This is a genomic window from Rheinheimera sp. (assembly GCF_030690345.1).
Lineage (GTDB): Bacteria > Pseudomonadota > Gammaproteobacteria > Enterobacterales > Alteromonadaceae > Alishewanella.
Genome location: NZ_JAUYGV010000006.1, coordinates 398,268 through 415,649 on the forward strand (window position 1 = coordinate 398,268; position 17,382 = coordinate 415,649).

The following is a 17,382-nucleotide window of genomic DNA, read 5'->3' on the forward strand; positions in this document are numbered from 1 at the left end:
GCCCGCAGGCGCCTTAGTGCTGATTAAAAGGCGTAACTGACGCCAAGCATAATATTATCAGCTTTATTCCCTTCCAGATGATAGCGGGTAAATGTCGTACGCAGTGTCAGATGCTGGTCCAGCGCATAACCGGCGCCAAGCGCCCAATAGATGTCGGTATCGCTGGCTTTATAGCTGATAAGGTTATCGCCGGCTGTGCTGCGGGTTTCGCTGTTCCAGGCAAACACCCCGGTTTGTACCGTTGCTGACCAACCGGCATGCTGCCATACGTGGTAAGCCAAGCCGCTGCGCACACCTTTGGCCAGCATAGGGCCTATGTCTGATATGCTGCGGTGGAATGCTTGCGGAGTGAGTGTTTCGCCACGCATACTGACACTGGCATCACCTAAATCCACGTAATGCGCCTGTATTGCCAGCCGCGGCGTGAAGTAGTAACTCAGGCCCAGCGCCCAGCTTCTGCCGCTGTTGTCGTATTGCAGTAACTCGGCTTCCGCCGGCAGTTGGCTGCGGATCTCGCCGGTTGACTGTTTCGTCGTGCTTTTGCCGAAAAACGCATCAACAGACCAGTTAGCGCTGGCACTACAGCTCAGCGTTGCCACTAACATCAATAACGCTTTCAGCAGTACCCGACGTTGGCGCAGCAGTGCCAGACAGGCCAGCAATAGTAGCGGCCAGCCATTAGCAGCACCACCGGACGATTTATTTACCACTGTTATCACCTCATATGCAGTAACACTGATGAGCACTTCGCCGTTAACACTGCCGCCACGGTTATCGCTGACGGTAAAGCTGACGGTATCTGTGCCGGAGAACCCCTGCTGCGGCGTATAACCCAGGGTTTGCGCTGCAGTGATTGTTACCGTGCCATGTTGCGCGCTGGCGCTGCTGATAACAAGCGCATCGCCATCCGGATCGCTGGCATTGGCCAGTACATCAATATCGATTGCCGTTTGGTCATTGGTGTCGGCTGTGGCATTGGTTACCAGCGGCGCTCTGTTGTAATACACTGCCACGCTCACCGTGGCACCGGCGCTACCGTTATTGCCATCGTTAATGCCATAACTAAGGGTGTCAGTGCCGACAAAATCCTGCGCCGGGGTGTATAGCAACGTCAGGCCATCATCACTGATGCTAACACTGCCAAATGCGGCAGAGGCCTGGTTAATGCTCAGCGTATCACCATCTGCATCGGTGTCATTTTGCAGTACGTCCAGGGTATGGCTTTGGTTCCACTGTACCTGGTAGCTGTCGTCGGTTGCTACAGGCAGCTGGTTACCATTGAGGATAACGGCCACACCGCCCGGGTCAACAATAGTGCTGTTGGCCAGGCCGTCGGCGTCGTTAGCACCGCCATCTTCTATCAGTAACTGTACACACCAGTGGCCGGCGGTTAAGCCGTTTTGCCAGCTGTTGTCGCCAGGCGGAGGACAGAAACCCGGCTCGCCGGCAGCGCTGAACAACTGATTGCGCTCGTTTTGCACAAAGTTGCTCCAGCCATTGGCTTGAGTAAATTTACGGTACACCGCATTTTGCGGCACCGGCTGACGCTGCGGCAATACCAGACGATAACCGGCACCGGCAACAGGCAGGCTATGCAGCATAAAGTCGAAGCTGCCGCCGATATTAGCGGCCAGCATATCCGGCTCCAGAGCTTGTTGGTCTGCCGTTGTCAGCTGAATACCACCGGAGTTGCTCAGTGCTGCTGTTGTGCCTTTGCGCAGGCAGATACCGGGCTCGCCTTCAGCGACAAATTGCACAACGTTAGCCAGTTGTTCCGGAATGACGTTGCAGTCAAAGCCCGGATCCAGATAGTCAGGAATACCATTGCTGTTACTGTCACCGAAGCCTTCAACATTGTCAGCTATCAGGTTGTTATTGCTGTCGCTATCATCCAGCAGCGGCAAGCTGTCCTGCACCAGCAGGTAAATTTCGGCGGTGCTGCTCAGCGGCTCAACGGCATCATCAGTGGCTGTCAGCGCAATACGATAGACGCCGCTGGCCAGGCCTGCAGGGTCAAACACAAACTGCATCGCATCACCCGAGATATTGCTCAGCGCCGCATCAGCTTGCCATTGCAGACCGGCACTGTCACCCGGATTCGGATCGCTGACCTGCGCGGTAATGCTTGCTACGCCACCGGCTTTACTTAGTGTCAGGCGGTTTTCGCCCTGTTGCTGTGCATTCAGTACTACCACTGGAGCCAGGTTAGCTTCTGTAACGCTGATGGTAGTACTGGCGTTGGCTCCAAGGTTCAGGCCGGTATCCAGAGTAATCACAATATCTTTTTCTGCCACGCTGCTTAAATCAGCGAACAGGTTAAAGCTGAAGCTGGCGCGCAGCCCGGAGCTAATTTGTACCGAGCCTGCTGCCAGATCATGCTCGGTCAGGGCATCGGCAGAGCCGCTGACCGTGTAAGCCACCTCCAGCGGGTAAACCGGTGCCTGGCCATTCAGTATCACCTCTACTGTAACTGTGCTGTTGTTAATCACGGTTTGCGGTTTGCTTAACGACACTAACGGGTTTACCTGCAGTAACTGAGTCACAGTGCTGCTCTGGCCGCTGGCATCGGTTGCCCGCCAGTACAGTTCGTGGCTGCCGGCGGCAAACATTGGCAAGCCGTTAACCAGCGATACGGCCAGCCGGTTACCGTTAACATCAACTGCGGTCGCCACGCCGACATCGACCTTGGTAAATAAGCCGCTGGCATTGATGATCAAATCATCCGGTGCGGTAATAACCGGTGCATCCGGGTTACTGCCTGCAATTTGCAGTGTTACCTGCGCCATATCGCTTAGCTCGCCATCGCTGATGTTATAGCTGAAAGAGGTGGTACCACTGAAATTGTCCGGGGCAGTAAACAGCAGTTTATTATTCTGCACACTAACCAGACCAATACCGGCTTTAGCCGCTGTAATAGTCAGGCTGTCGTCGTCCGGGTCGGTATCGTTAGCGGCTACATCCAGCAGATAGGTATGGTTGGCGCTAAACGGTAGTTCAATATTGTCATCTACCGCTACCGGCGCGGCATTAACGTTAATAACTTCCAGGTTAAACGCATCCAGGCTGGCGGTAAATTCGCCATCAGACACACTGATCACAATACCGCTGGTAGTACCTACATGTTCTTTCGCCGGGGTGCCGGTTAACGCGCCGCTGGCAGAATCAAAACTTGCCCAGGTTGGTTTATTGGTAATGCTAAAGGTCAGGGTGTCGTCGTCGGGATCAGACACCGTTGGCTCAAAGTTGTAGCTTTCGTCCTGATTAACCGTGATAGCAGGTGTGCCGCTTATTTCCGGTGCCTCATTTACTGCGCTGACTTCGATGTTAAATGCATTCAGACTGGCGCTAAGTACACCATCACTAACACTGATAACAATACCTGTCGTTGTCCCGACATCATCCCGTGTTGGCGTACCACTTAATGCGCCGGTCGTTGTGTTAAAGCTGGCCCAGGCTGGTTTGTTGCTAATGCTAAATGTCAGACTGTCGTTTTCAGCATCAGTGGTAACCGGTGTAAACAAATATGCGTTGCCACGAGATACCTGAGTAGGTGGTATACCGCTAATCTCTGGTGCACTGTTTAATGTAATACTGTTGGACGCCGCAGAAGCTGCGCTGACGCCTGCTGAGTTGGTAGCAGTTACTGTGAAGGTGTAGGCCTTACCACCAGACAAACCTGTAACGGTTATTGGGGATCCGTTACCTGATACCGACAGATTATCCGGGCTGGACGTAACCTTATAGGAGCTGATAGCGCTACCACCTTTAAAAGCCGGAGCACTGAACGTTACGCTGGCTGCTGTGCCTGACACTGCAGTAGCTGAACCGATAGTTGGAGCGCCCGGCACAACAGCGGCAACGTTAAAACTGCGGTTAACCTGCGGTGCAGCAAGATAAGCGGCATTCCCCGCCTGGTCTGCATTAATCGAACAGCTACCGGTAGCGACAAAAGTTAAGGCGCCGCCGGAAGTTATAGTGCACACCCCTGTAGTCGATGAGGTAAAGCTTACCGTCAAGCCGGAGTTCGACGTCGCTGTCAGCGTTGGATTGGTACCAAAATTCTGCGCGCCGGGGTTAGCAAAGGTAATGATCTGAGCTGCCGCCGGTGTAGTAGCGTTAGATGCTGCCGAGGCAACACCGGTGCCGGCACTGTTAGTTGCCGTAACGCTAAAGGTATAAGCCGTGCCGTTAGTTAAACCGTTAACGACTACCGGCGAGCCGGCACCAACGCCGGTAAGGCCACCGGGGTTGGACGTAACCGTATAACCGGTAATATTAACGCCGCCATTACTCGCCGGGGCGGTAAAGGCAATGCTTGCAGCAGTATCAGCTGCAGTGGCAACAACAGCCGTAGGTGCACCGGGCACTACCGGGTTAACAATAAAGGTCCGGCTTACCTGAGGAGCGGGCAAGTAGCTACCATTACCGGCTTGATCGGCATTGATTGTACAGGTACCCGTGGTCACAAACGTCAGTGCGCCTGCCGCGGTTATAGTACAAACCGCTGGTGTTGAAGAGGTAAATACCGGTGTTAAACCGGAGTCGGTCGTTGCTGTCAGGGTTGGTGTAGTACCAAAGTTCTGCGCCCCCGGGTTGGCAAAGGTAATAGTTTGGATAGCAGCCGGCGTTATTGAGTTGGAGGCTGCCGATGCAGGGCCGGTGCCTGCAACGTTGTTTGCCGTTACGGTAAAAGTATAGGCCTGGCCATTGGTTAAACCGGCCACCACAATCGGGGATGACGCACCGAGTATCGGCGCAACATCTGCTGGGTTTACCGTTACTGTATAACCGGTAATCGCCGCGCCGCCGATATTCACCGGGGCCACAAAGGCAACACTGGCCTGGGTATCACCGGCGATTGCAGTCCCTATGGTTGGTGCATTGGGCACTACCGGGTTAACGGTGAAAGAGCGGCTCACTTGTAACGCAGGCAGGAAGGAGGAATCACCCGCTTGGTCCGCATTGATCGTACAAGTACCCGCCGCAACAAATGTTAGTGTACCACCGCTGGTGATGTTACAAACGCCGGTTGTCGATGAAGTGAACGTCACCGTATAGCCAGCTCCGGCAGATGAAGTGGCTGTAAGCGTTGGCGTAGTATTAAAGTTCTGCGCTCCGGGATTATTAAAGGTAATGGTTTGCGTGCCTTTGGGGATCACAGCATTAGATGGCGCTGAAGCAACGCTATTGCCTTTAATATTGGTCGCTGTCACGGTAAAGCTGTAGGAGGTACCGTTATCCAGGCCGTTTACGCTAATGGTGCAAGCTGCAGGGCCGGCACAGTTACCTGAGGCGCCGCCGGGGCTGGCAGTAGCGGTATAAGTGGTAATGGCCGAGCCGCCGTTATTGCCAGGAGCAGTAAAGGTTACACTGGCCTGGGTATTACCTGCAGTGGCTGTGCCTATGGTTGGGGCGTCGGGTACCGTTATACCATCCACCAGCACAGATGCTGTACTGCCGACACTGTTCAGTGTCAGATTCATATTATTGCCGGAACCGTCTTGCAGCGTAGCGTTATTGGCGTCAATCACGCCGGCGACAGCAATACCGTTAGCATCAAAGTCACCGGGCTGGGCGGTATAACGGAAGGTTAACCAGGGCGAAGCTGAACCGGAGATGTAGCTGGCGTAGCGCGTGCTGGCGCCAACCGTCAGTGCAATGCGCGGTGTGCCGCCATTAGTGTCGACAACAACATCACTGACAGCAGCAATATTAACCACAAAATCCAGGTTTTGCCCTGCAATATAGGTGGCATTGGCCGGCACACTAACGCTACCGACGACAGGGGCGGCATTATCCACAGCAGCATTGCTGGTATCGGCCCGGGTTGCGCTGTTACCGGCGTTATCGGTAGCGGTAACCGACACATTGCGGCCACCGGCTTCTATCGCACCGGCAACGACAGTGTAAGTAGCTGTCCAGGTGCCGGCGCTGTTGCTGGCGGCAACTGTACCGCCACCAAACTGACTGAAATTAACAGTCACGCCACTAATGGTATCGCTATTATTATCTCCGCCTGCGGTATTGTTCCAGCTGGCGGTGACAGTGTCGCCGACAATATAAGTTCCGCCAGAGCCGGTGCCGCCGGAAATACTGATCCGTGCATCAGTTACTGTTGGGGCTATGTTGTCGACAGTAGCATTTGTAGTGTCAGCAGCGGTGGTGGGGCCGTCTGCATTGCTGGCGGTGACGCTGATATTACGATTGGTAGTATCAATGGCGCCTGCCGTAATGGTATAGGTTGCGGTCCAGCTGCCGGCGCTATTAGTGGCAACCACTGCAGCACCGCCGCCAAACTGGGAAAAATCTGTCGTAACACCGGTAATGCCGGCGTTATTATCGCCGCCGCCGGTATTGTTCCACGTTACGCTGATGGTATCGCCAATTTTATAAGCACCACCGGTACCTGTTGCACCGGAAATGCTGATGTTGCCATCGGTGACGACGGGAAATGGGGCGTAGTTGGTGTCGGTAGTGCCACCGCCTGTGGTGTGTATCTGCGAGGTCGACACGCCGGCAGCGCCGTTTGAGCTGCTGCCATCGTTTGTTAAGCCAATACCACCGGCTGCACCAATATTGCCCGTTGCCAATGACGTGTTCGTAGCGGTGTCTATCTGAACGGTGCCTCCGGCATTCCAGATGGCACCAATACCAGATCCCGCATCGCCGCCATTACCACTGATACCACTAGTACCACCGCCACCGCCACCACCGCCAGCGCCGACGTTATTGGTGATACTGCTACTTGTGACGGTGAGCAAACCAGTGTTGTAGATGCCGCCCGTCGCATTGCCGGCCCGACCGCCTCCAAATGAGTAGCCACCGCCGCCGCCGCCGCCACCGATGCTAATCGAACCATTGCTGGCGGTGCCGCCATTGCCGCCATTGGTGTAACTGTTTCCGTAGGTTGCGCCCGTACCGCCGCTAGATGTGCCGCCACGCCCGACCAGGTTACCAAAGCCAGCACCGTCGCCCCCCGCGCCTGCCGAGGCCGAACCTGCCGTATGTGTCGGGTTAGTGCCGCCGGCACCGCCAAAAGTCGTGCCGAAACCACCACCGCCACCACCAGCACCGCCTCCACCTCCCGCGCCACCGCCACCACCACCGCCGCCAGCTGCTTTACCTGCGGTGATGGTAGAGTTAGTAATTATGAGCGTCCCGGTATTGCGGATATTGGCACCCAATGCATCGCCACCAGCAAGTCCGACACCGTTGCCCGGGGTATTACCACCGTTGCCGGTCAAGAAACCGTTGCTAATTGTCAGGCCACTGATAGCGACTTCTGAGCCTGCACCCGATGATGCAACATCCAGTACCCGCGTAAGGTTATTGCCGTTGAGCGTAAAGCCGCCGCCGACAATTGACATAGTCTTGCCATCGGTGACATTGATTGAAATGGCGTCAGCTGCTGAAGCGAAGCTGATATTACCGGTTAAAGTGATCACGTCGTCGAGGCCATCGGTGTTACCAGTGGCAATAGCGGCTTTAAGTTGTGCAACTGAGTTAACACTGGTTGTTACCAAGGTGTGATTGTAATTATCCAGTCGGTTTGCCAGCAACGCCCGGCCACTGTCAATCTTACCGGTGGTAATCTCCAGATCCCAGTTCCCGCCAGCAGTATTCCCCCCTGTTTTGTCATCAGATGCTGCAATATCGGCACCGGTTAACTGCGACAGTTGCGCCAGAAATGCAGCCCCTTTTGCGCCATTGGCAACATCACAACCATAGAGTTTGATATCGCCATTCTCTGTCAACGCAGCGCCTATAGACTGTAACTGGTTGCTGTACTGACTGATATTTTCCACTGACAGCGGCTCATTGCCCAGCAGCAGCGAACCTTTATCACCATGTGAAATGATATGAATGGCGGCTATATTGCGGCGCTGTTTTACATAGTTTGCTAGCTGCGCCACACCATTGCTGTCGGCGTCTATAAAGATAACTTCAGTACCTGGCTTTATAGCCTTGAGGATAGTACTGATGTCCGGTACTCGTGAATCAATAAACACCAGCTCCGGGCCTGTATAACCTGCTTCGATAAACGCTGCGGCTTGCGTGTTGTCTGAAATGCCGGAAAGTGGCAGAGCGAGTGCCACCTGCACTGAACTGGCCAGCAACGTTGTAACAAACAGCGTTTTGCATAGCGGCTTTGTAACAGTTGTAACGGGGGGTTGAACTGGCATAGTGCTTTCCTGCAAAGTTATGGCTGTTTAATTCGGATTACATTGGCTTGGCTGCTGGTATCTTGATCCCAGAAATTCATTGCAGCGTAACGGTCAAATAAATCGGGAGGTAATATGGTTTGTCGGGATGCAACCGCAACCTGGCTGCGGATCCGGTGTAGGCCAGATAAACCAAGATTTTGGTCAAATTCGGGAGTGTCAAAAGCAACATCGTCAAAACGGTGCTCGAACCAGGGCTCACCGATGAACTGATAAACTAACCTCAGCACTTTTTCCGGCGCCTCGGTTAGCAGCTGATAGTCAACCAGCAATACAGAGCTGGCGTATGGGCTGTAATATGCCTCTTTCAGTGCTGTCCAGGCAAAACCCACCATGCGATTAGACATTGCCAGCGTGTCTGTGCGGCTATATACCGTATTGCGCTCAGCCTCATCATTAAACAGTCGGCTGTTTTCAAAAGGGTCTGCACTATAAAGTCGTTCTAAACTGTCCATGATCCAAGCGACATTGCGCACGCAAGCAATGACTTTGCTTTGGGGAAATAACTTTTGCAGTAATGGTAAGCGCGCGCACCACAATCGGTTGGTGTCGAATATAACCTGCTTATCCTGCTGTTCGGTGTAATAGCTGGAAAACAGTCCTTGCAACAATGATTGGCGTTGTGCTGTGGAAACCAAAGATGCGTGTTCACTGCCGGCACTGAATTGCTGCAGCATACTCGTCAGTAATGGCGCTACCGGGCTGGAAATGCTAGCGTAAAATGCTGGGTTCTGTCGCAAAATTGCTGACAGCAGGGTAGACCCTGAGCGCGGCAAACCGGAAATAAAATGAAACTGTTGCGGCATCAGAAAAGCGCATCATTGTAGTTATTTTAGGCAATTCTGGGCTAAGAAAGCATTAGCTGCAAGTAATATATTCAGTTTGCGTTAAGTTAAAAAGCGCTGGCTGGTGTGAGAGAGCGCTGCGTTGCTTATTTAAGCAATATTAATGCTGTACCCGTTACTGTAAGCGCAGCCCCCAGCCAGGCGCCGGCAGCCGGGCTGCGTTTATACACCAACCATAACAGCGGCAATACCAGCACCGGGCTAACCGATGACAGTATCGCTACCATACCGGCATCGCCGTGTTTTAATGCCTGCAATATTAATGTCATGCCCAGTACCATCGACAGCGCGGCATTGGCCAGCACCAGCAGGAATACCTCCTTATTCAGCGGTAAATAAGCGCGGGCGATTTTAAACCCCAGCATAAAGATCAGTTGGTGCAGCACAAAAGCGGTGCTCATGCGTACGGCGCTGGCAGCAACAGCATCAATATTAGTTTCCATCAGCGGCTTTAGCATTAGCGTCGCTACTGCCTGACACAGCGCGGCCAGTAAACCCAAGACAACGCCGCTTTTCAACTGGCTTTGATTGGCTTCCCAGGCGTGCAGCTCGGTTTTGCGTTTACCGAAAAATATCGCTGTCATTACACCGCTGACTAATAAACTGCTGCCGATCAGCGTCCAGCCCCACTGGGTTTCGCCGAGGAAAATATACGCCAACACCACAGAAAACAGCGCATGAGTAGCAAACAGCACCCCGGCACGGCGCGGGCCGAGGCGGTTCATTGCGGCAAACAGTGCGGTGTCGCCGATAAAGATGCCGATAACGCCGGACAGCACCAGCAAACCCAGACTATCAACAGCCAATGTTACCCAGCCGCCGCTAACAGCAGCTATCAGCCATAACATTAGCGCAGCACATAACATGCGCCAGCGGGTAAAGGCAAAAGCGCCCAGATGGGTAGAGGCGGTGGCCGACATCAGGCTGCCGACGGCCCAACAGGCGGCGGCTAATAAGGCAAGGTATTCGTATGACAAAGAGGCGGTTACCGGCAATGACGTTGGCGGCATTATACGTCAGCCGCCGACGGTAGAAGAGATTATTCCGCTATACCTTAGCGCTTTTTTGGTATCCAGGCCCAGGTCATGTTGGCGTTTACCGGCTCAATGCCGGCGCTGTCGGTAATGGTTACCGCTACCGTTACTTCGCCTTTGTCCTCGTTATGCATGGCGGTGATTTGCTCGTCGGTTAGCGTGGCCACCGCAGTTAAGTCACCGGTTGAGCGCTTGATATAGTCAATTTGCATTTGTTTCAGCAGCGGCAGCTTGCTGTCAGGCAGGTGAATGCCAACTAAAAAGCCGGTGGCCGATTCGGCCAGTAAGCCGGTGGCGGCGGCGTGCACTGAACCGATATGATTTTGCGCCTTCTTGCGGTTTTTCAGCCGTAGCACTGAGCGTGCGCCTTTTAGCTCTAATACTTCTACCCCGGCGGTGCCGGCAAATTTAATCACCCGGCCAAATACCGTGCTTAGGGCAAAGGCCTGCAACGATTTTGGCAGTTGATAGCACTTAGTAACAATGCGCTGTAGTTTATTCGGTTTATGTTGGCTCATTGTGGTCTGACCTGTTGTGGCTTTTGCGCACTATGCCAACTGGCAGGCACAAATGCAAGTGGCCTAACACCACAGCTGGCTAACCGGCGTGTTTGGGCTAAAGCGTGCTGCCAATTGGGCGCGAAATAACTCGGCACAGGCCAGCGCATCGGTGGCGGCATGGTGCGGCCGGTAGGGCGGTAAGCCATAGCGTAAGCGGCTGTCTGCCAGGCGGATGGATAACTGCTGTTTACCACGCAGCTGCTGCCACAGGCTCAGCGCTTTGCGCCGGTGTAAGCGTGCTTCCAGCTCCATAGTATCAATCAGCGGAAAGTACACACCTTGCCCTAACCTGGCTTTAACCGCGGCATGCAAAAACGGCCGTTCAATACCGCGGTAATGCACTATCACCACTTTGCCGGCCAGCTGTTGCAGTAGTTCGGGCAATACCGCGCTGAGATCCGGCGCCTGGGCAATATCTGAATGGGTAATACGGTGCAGCGTAACCGAGTCATCGCTAAGGGCAAAGCGCGGCTTTAGCAGCCATTGCCTGGCGCGGGAGGCATAAATTTGGCTTAAGTCCATTGGCAATAAACCAATGCTGACAATGCCGCTGCTGGCAGGGTCCAGCCCGGTGGTTTCAATATCCAGCGCCAGCAAAGGCACCTCGCGAATAGGCGTGTCGGCGGCCACCATGCCGGCCTGATAAAACTGTTGCAGCAGCGCATGTTGGCTGCTTTGGGCCTGCTGTTGATAGTATTGCCGCCAGTTGCTGATGGCCGGATCAGATTGCCGGCCGGCGGGGCGTTGTAGTTCGGAAGGGCCCAGATACAGCATAGTCAGGCGCGCAGATGAAATTTAAGGAATTTTTGTGCGTTGCTTAACACCGAAAAGGCTTCTTTTAAGTGCTTGCGTTCAAACTCGGATAAGCGCTCCGGCACCACGTTGTTGTCCGGCGTTTCACCGGCCTGCAAGGCCAGCGCCTGTTGGCGGATACGGGTCATGGCAATCACTTCATAAGCGTCACGCAAATCTTCACCGCGGCCGTTGGGCAGTACTTTAGCAGCGATAATATCGCGCAGGCGTCCAAACGAGTTAACTGCTGTGGAGCCAATGGCCAGTGCATGCACGCGGATTAGATCCGCCATTGGTGCGGTGCCGCGGCGTTTAATATTCAGGCTGTTGTTTTGCCGGCCGTCGTTTTCCATCACAAAGTCTTTAAAAAAGCCCAGCGGCGGCGTGCGCTGCAGCGCGTTGCGTGTCATACAGGCGAGAAACTGTGGCCGGGCCCGGGCTTTTGCCGCGATCAACTGATTTAACTCATCGCCCCAGCGGGTTTCACCCCAGACCGCATCTAAATCGAAAAAGATATTGGCGTGCAGCAAACGTTCGGCATCGGGCTTTTCTATCCAGTCGGTAAAATATTGCTGCCATACCCGTAGCGGCTGACGCCACTGTGGGTTAGTGGCCATAATATTGCCGCTGCAATAGCTGTAACCGCAAGCGGCCAGGCCATCACAGACAAAAGTCGCCAGTTGCTGAAAATAGCCATCGTGCTGTGCCGGATCAAAGCTATTGTCCAGCACCAGGGCGTTGTCCTGATCGGTAACAATCAGCTGCTCGTCGCGCGCCATTGACCCCAGCGCTAAAAAGCAGTAGGGCACCGGCGGCGGGCCAAGCTGCTGCTCGGCCAGCTCCAGCAACCGTTGTTTAAAACTGCGACCAATGGCGGCCATGGCGCTGCCAATCATATGCGAGTTGGCGTCTTCATTTACCATCCGCACAAAGCAGGCTTTAACATCTTTGCCCAGGGCGCTAAGCTCGTCCAGCGAGTGCTGGCGGAAAATACTGCTGACGACAAACAGGCTGTTTTGTGACTCGTAACGGATAATATCCGACAGCGCCAGCACGCCCACCGGCCGCGCCTGCTGCAGCACCGGCAGATGATGCACATTGTGGCGCAGCATCAGCATCATGGCTTCAAACAGATACTGGTGTTGGTCAATGGTCACCAAATTGGTGGACATAATGTCACTGACACAGGTTTCTGACTTCAGCCCGGGCGCCACCAAACGTGAGCGGATATCACGGTCGGTAATAATGCCGGCCAGTGTACCTGGTTCAGCACCCGGTTCTGCAGCGGGTTCAGCAGCTTGCTCAGCGCCGTTATCGTGCAGGATCAGCAAGCAGGACACGCCATGTTCTGTCATGGTTTGCGCCGCTTGCCAGACACTGGCGCTGCTGGCCAGGCATACCGGCTCGCGTTGCAGCAGGGTGCTGATTTTTGCGCTGAGCAAATCGGCTTCGGCTTGTTTCGCTGCCTTGGTGGATTTACGCCGCTCGGTATCGCCGACTTCTACGTAATCGGCGAAAAACTCATTGCTGTCAAACAGCTGCTGAAATACCTGGTCGGGAATAAAGTAAATTAACGTATCTTCCAGTGCGGTCGCCGGAAAGCGCACCTTGCCGCCGCGCAGCAGGCCTTGTTCAGCAAAAATACCGCCTTCGCTTAAACGGTTATATAAATCACCGTTGCGACGAAAGGTTTCTACCGCGCCGCTGCGGATCAAATGCAGCGCCTGCAGCGGCTCGTTATAGCGCAGTATCTCGCTGCCAGCCTGAAAGTAGCCAACATTAATACTCTGCGCCAACAGCAGTTGCTGCTCCGGCGGCAATTCCTGAAACGGCGAATGCCGCTGCAGAAACTGCAATATTTCAATTTGCTCTATTTCCATCGTGTCTGCTGTTCTACCTGCTTATATGCCACGGCGTCAGGCTCTGGGTTCAGACAACAGGCCTTTTACCACCGCCACACAGGCGGCCAGTAATACCAGTGTAAACGGAAAGCCGGTAGACACCGCCATCGCCTGCAAGGCCACCAGGCCACCGCCTAAAATCAATGCTATCGCCACCAGGCCTTCAAAGGTGCACCAGAATACCCGCTGTGGCGTAGGGGCATTCACTTTACCGCCGGCCGCTATGGTATCAATAACCAGCGAGCCGGAGTCAGACGAGGTAACAAAAAACACCACTACCAGAATAATGGCAATAAAGGAGCTGATTTGCGCCAGCGGCAATACGTCTAACATGGCAAACAGCTGCAGCGGCAGCTCGGCGCCGGCTGCCACTTCGTAACCTTGTTGCACCACCTGGCTGATAGCGGTGCCGCCAAATACTGTCATCCATAATACACAGGCCAGTGACGGGATAAGTAATACCGAAATTAAAAACTCGCGTACGGTACGGCCGCGCGATACCCGGGCGATAAACATGCCGACAAAAGGCGACCAGCTGATCCACCAGGCCCAGTAAAAGGCGGTCCAGCCCTGCGAGAAATTAACATCTTCGCGGCCAAGCGGGTTGGCCAGCGCCGGTAAATGTTGCAAATAAGCGCCCAGGTTGGCAACAAAGCCGCTGGCGATGGCTAATGTTGGCCCGACAATAATAACAAACAGCAGCAGTAATGCTGCCAGCAGCATATTAATTTCAGACAGGCGTTTTACCCCGGCTTCCAGCCCGGCCAATACCGATACCAGGGCGATGGCGGTAATGCCGATAACCAGCAGGATTTGTGTGGTGCTGCCCTGCGGCCAGTCAAACAGATAATGCAAACCGGCACCGGCTTGTGACGCGCCCAGCCCCAGCGACGTGGCTAAACCAAACAGGGTGGCAAATACGGCCAGAATATCAATAATGTGGCCCGGCCAACCCCAGATACGCTCGCCCAGTAGCGGGTAAAACACCGAGCGGATGGTGAGCGGCAAACCTTTATTAAAAGAAAACAGCGCTAAACCCAGCGCTAAAATGGCATATATGGCCCAGGGGTGCAGTGCCCAGTGATAAATAGTGGCCGCCATACCCAAGCGCTCTGCGGCTAAGGCATCACCGGCAGCACCGGCCAGCGGCGCCCAGTCGGTGCGCACACCGTCGGTTACGCTAACGCCGCCGTAGGCGCTGCTAAAGTGCGATAGCGGTTCTGATACGCCGTAAAACATCAGGCCAATGCCCATACCGGCGGCAAACAGCATCGAGAACCAACCGGCGTAGCCAAAATCCGGCGTGGCTTCGGTACCGCCCAGGCGTACCTTGCCCAGCGGCGACACTATTAAACCTAAACACAGCAACACAAAAATATTGGCGGCGGAAATAAAAAACCAATCCAGATTGCTGGTAAGCCAGCCGCGCATGCTGCTGAATACCGGTTCGGCCTGTTGCTGAAAGCTGATGGTCAGTACGACAAACAGCACCACTACGATGGCAGAAATTAAAAACACTCTGTTATGAATGTCGAGGCCAAAAGGGCCGACTTTTACCAGGATATTGTCCTGGCCTATCTGGTAATCGGTATCTATCGGGTTAACTTTGCCGTCCGGGATCATCGGATCTTTATAATCTGTCATGCTGTTGTCCTTGTTTTGTCTGCAAAGCCGCAGCCTTTGTTAAAAGTAGTAGCCGATATTAATGTTGAAGCGGCGCTCGGTTTCATTGCTGTCACCGGCCGCACTGCCACCAACGAAGGGCTGATTTCTGGCATGCACTAAATCAAAATAGGTAAACAGGCCGCCGGCAGCAACGGAAAAGCCGGTGACATTCATCATAGTATCGCGGCTGTTATCAGATTTGTCGTACACCAGGCCGTAGTTGTTATAAAACTGCAGCCCGGTAACCGGGCCCCATTCAATCGGCAGGCTGTAAGCCAGATTCACGGTGCTGGTTTTGGCTTTGGCGGCAATGCTGTCGTAAAAGGCATAGGCGCCGACCGCCATACGCTCAACATCGTCGATGTTGTAATGGTATTCGCCGTGTTGCAGTTGCAGGTTCCAGCGCTGGTAATGGCTGTTTAAATGCAACGCCCAGGCATTGTAACTGCCGGCGCGCGAGCTGCCGTCATGTAAGCCGCCAGCGAGGGCGGATACGCCCAGCTCAGTGGTAAAGTCGCTGCTGTGCTCTAACTGATAGGCAAAACGGCCGGAGAAAGTATTGTACTCGCCCAGTGGCTGCGCAGGATCGTCATAAATGCCGTCATCGCCCTGGCGGTAGCCGACGATGTCGTAGGAATAACGATCAGCACGGCTACTGACATAGCCCTCAACACCACCCAGTTCGTCGTTCTTAAAAAAGCCTAAGTCCAGCTGCCAGTTATCGGCCAGTTGGCGCTTAAACATAATGCCGAGGTCGTGATCATCTTCCAACCCCAGGTAATAGTTAGTGCTGAAAAAATAGTTATGCGAATTATACGGCCAATTACCAAAAGGTACCTGAGTAATACCGGCCTGCACCTGCCAGTCTTCCGTTAGTTGGTAACCGACATAGGCATACTTAACCGCGGTCATATAATCGAAAAAGCGGATCTCGGCGTTTAGCAGCACATCACCAATGCTGCCGTTTAAATTCAGCCGGAAGATATCAAAAGCAAAGTCGCCGCCGCGGTTTTTATTGCCGTCGCTGTACGAGGTATGGCTGTAATTGGTACGGATAGCACCGCCGAGCTTTATGCCGTCTGTTTTCTCCGTACTGTCGTCAGTGGCTTCTACCTGCTGCTGTGCCAGCAATGCAGCGGCTTTTTCGCCGGCCGCTTCCTGTTCTGCCAGCCGTTGCTCCAGCGCAGCAATTTGCGCCTTCAGCGCCGCCAGTTGTTGTTTAATGTCGTCGGTTTCAGTGGCATGGGCAGAAAAATGGCATAGCCCAACGGCAGCGATCAGACTGATACTGCGAAGTGAGAACATAGTAAATCCTTATTTTGTATCAGATTTAAAGCAGAAGGGCTTTAAAGGATAGCGCAATCTGGCGCTAAGGCCAAATTAAGCGGCCAACAGAACGTTGGCCGGGGCAGGACAAAAACGCTACAGGCTAAAAAATACCGGAGGATAAATAGCGGTCACCGCGGTCGCAAATAATCGCCACGATCACGGCATTATCATATTGCTCAGCCAGTTGGATTGCCGCATGTACGGCGCCGCCGGAGCTGACACCGGCAAAGATACCTTCTTCGCGCGCTAAGCGGCGCATGGCGTTTAATGCATCCTGCTGGCTGATATCAATGATCTGATCGACGCGGCTTCTATCAAAAAAGCCCGGCAGATAAGCCTCGGGCCAGCGGCGGATACCGGGAATGCTGGCGCCTTCGGCCGGTTGCAGGCCAATAATTTGGATCGCCGGGTTTTGCTCTTTCAGGTAACGCGACACCCCCATAATAGTGCCGGTGGTGCCCATACTGGATACGAAGTGGGTAACTTGTTGCCGGCTTTGCTGCCAAATTTCCGGCCCGGTACTGGCATAATGTGCCGCCGGGTTATCCGGGTTGTTAAACTGGTCCAGCACTATGCCTTTGCCTTGCGCCTGCATCTGCAGGGCTAAATCACGCGCGCCTTCCATGCCTTGCTCTTTGGTTACCAGTATCAGCTCGGCGCCATAAGCGCGCATGCTGCTTTTACGCTCTTCGGTAGCGTTATCCGGCATAATCAGGGTCATGGCATAGCCTTTAATCGCAGCTGCCATTGCCAAGGCAATACCGGTGTTGCCGCTGGTGGCTTCAATAATGCGGTCACCGGGTTTAATCGTGCCGCGCTGTTCAGCCTGCACTATCATATTCAGCGCCGGCCGGTCTTTTACCGAACCGGCCGGGTTATCACCTTCCAGCTTGAGCAATACGGTGCTCTGGGTATGCGCCGCCATGCGCTGTAGCTTTACCAGCCGGGTGTTGCCAACAGAATGTTCAATAGTCGGGAAAGTCATAGCCAGCACCATGCATTAAGAAGCGAAAACTGCTGCCAGTGTAGCGCAA

The 17,382-nt window shown here is 54.1% G+C and carries 9 protein-coding genes; all 9 read right to left on the reverse strand.

What is annotated here, in order from left to right; translation table 11 throughout:
* Nucleotides 1-23 precede the first annotated feature (23 nt).
* Nucleotides 24-8,102, reverse strand: a complete 8,079-nt coding sequence (locus tag Q8O77_RS06435; protein WP_371133468.1) for a DUF4347 domain-containing protein — start codon at nucleotides 8,100-8,102, stop codon at nucleotides 24-26.
* Between the two features lie 98 nt (nucleotides 8,103-8,200).
* Nucleotides 8,201-9,028 carry a sulfotransferase gene (locus Q8O77_RS06440; protein WP_305552030.1) on the reverse strand — a complete coding sequence of 276 codons (828 nt, stop codon included), beginning with the start codon at nucleotides 9,026-9,028 and terminating at the stop codon, nucleotides 8,201-8,203.
* Nucleotides 9,029-9,153: 125 nt separating this feature from the next.
* A complete protein-coding gene (locus Q8O77_RS06445) occupies nucleotides 9,154-10,077 on the reverse strand; it encodes a DMT family transporter (protein WP_305552031.1) in 924 nt (307 codons plus the stop codon).
* A 44-nt stretch (nucleotides 10,078-10,121) separates the two neighbouring features.
* Nucleotides 10,122-10,619, reverse strand: coding sequence for a DUF4442 domain-containing protein (locus Q8O77_RS06450; protein ID WP_305552032.1), 498 nt, complete (start codon nucleotides 10,617-10,619; stop codon nucleotides 10,122-10,124).
* Between the two features lie 63 nt (nucleotides 10,620-10,682).
* On the reverse strand, nucleotides 10,683-11,435 hold the full coding sequence (locus tag Q8O77_RS06455; RefSeq protein WP_305552033.1) for a 3'-5' exonuclease: 753 nt from the start codon (nucleotides 11,433-11,435) through the stop codon (nucleotides 10,683-10,685).
* Nucleotides 11,436-11,437: 2 nt separating this feature from the next.
* Nucleotides 11,438-13,333: a DUF294 nucleotidyltransferase-like domain-containing protein gene (locus Q8O77_RS06460; protein ID WP_305552034.1), complete on the reverse strand. Its 1,896-nt coding sequence runs from the start codon at nucleotides 13,331-13,333 to the stop codon at nucleotides 11,438-11,440.
* Nucleotides 13,334-13,369: 36 nt separating this feature from the next.
* Nucleotides 13,370-14,998: a BCCT family transporter gene (locus tag Q8O77_RS06465; RefSeq protein WP_305552035.1), complete on the reverse strand. Its 1,629-nt coding sequence runs from the start codon at nucleotides 14,996-14,998 to the stop codon at nucleotides 13,370-13,372.
* A gap of 39 nt (nucleotides 14,999-15,037) precedes the next feature.
* Entirely contained in the window at nucleotides 15,038-16,324 is a 1,287-nt protein-coding gene (locus Q8O77_RS06470) for a porin (protein ID WP_305552036.1), read from the reverse strand.
* A gap of 124 nt (nucleotides 16,325-16,448) precedes the next feature.
* Nucleotides 16,449-17,333 carry a cysteine synthase CysM gene (gene cysM / locus Q8O77_RS06475; RefSeq protein ID WP_305552037.1) on the reverse strand — a complete coding sequence of 295 codons (885 nt, stop codon included), beginning with the start codon at nucleotides 17,331-17,333 and terminating at the stop codon, nucleotides 16,449-16,451.
* Nucleotides 17,334-17,382 lie beyond the last annotated feature (49 nt).

Excerpts from the sequence above, each read along its gene's own strand:
- Q8O77_RS06455 (WP_305552033.1), bottom strand. The coding sequence starts at position 11,435 with ATGCTGTATCTGGGCCCTTCCGAACTACAACGCCCCGCCGGCCGGCAA.
- cysM (WP_305552037.1), bottom strand. The coding sequence starts at position 17,333 with ATGACTTTCCCGACTATTGAACATTCTGTTGGCAACACCCGGCTGGTA.
- Q8O77_RS06470 (WP_305552036.1), bottom strand. The coding sequence starts at position 16,324 with ATGTTCTCACTTCGCAGTATCAGTCTGATCGCTGCCGTTGGGCTATGC.
- Q8O77_RS06460 (WP_305552034.1), bottom strand. The coding sequence starts at position 13,333 with ATGGAAATAGAGCAAATTGAAATATTGCAGTTTCTGCAGCGGCATTCG.
- Q8O77_RS06465 (WP_305552035.1), bottom strand. The coding sequence starts at position 14,998 with ATGACAGATTATAAAGATCCGATGATCCCGGACGGCAAAGTTAACCCG.
- Q8O77_RS06445 (WP_305552031.1), bottom strand. The coding sequence starts at position 10,077 with ATGCCGCCAACGTCATTGCCGGTAACCGCCTCTTTGTCATACGAATAC.
- Q8O77_RS06440 (WP_305552030.1), bottom strand. The coding sequence starts at position 9,028 with ATGCCGCAACAGTTTCATTTTATTTCCGGTTTGCCGCGCTCAGGGTCT.
- Q8O77_RS06450 (WP_305552032.1), bottom strand. The coding sequence starts at position 10,619 with ATGAGCCAACATAAACCGAATAAACTACAGCGCATTGTTACTAAGTGC.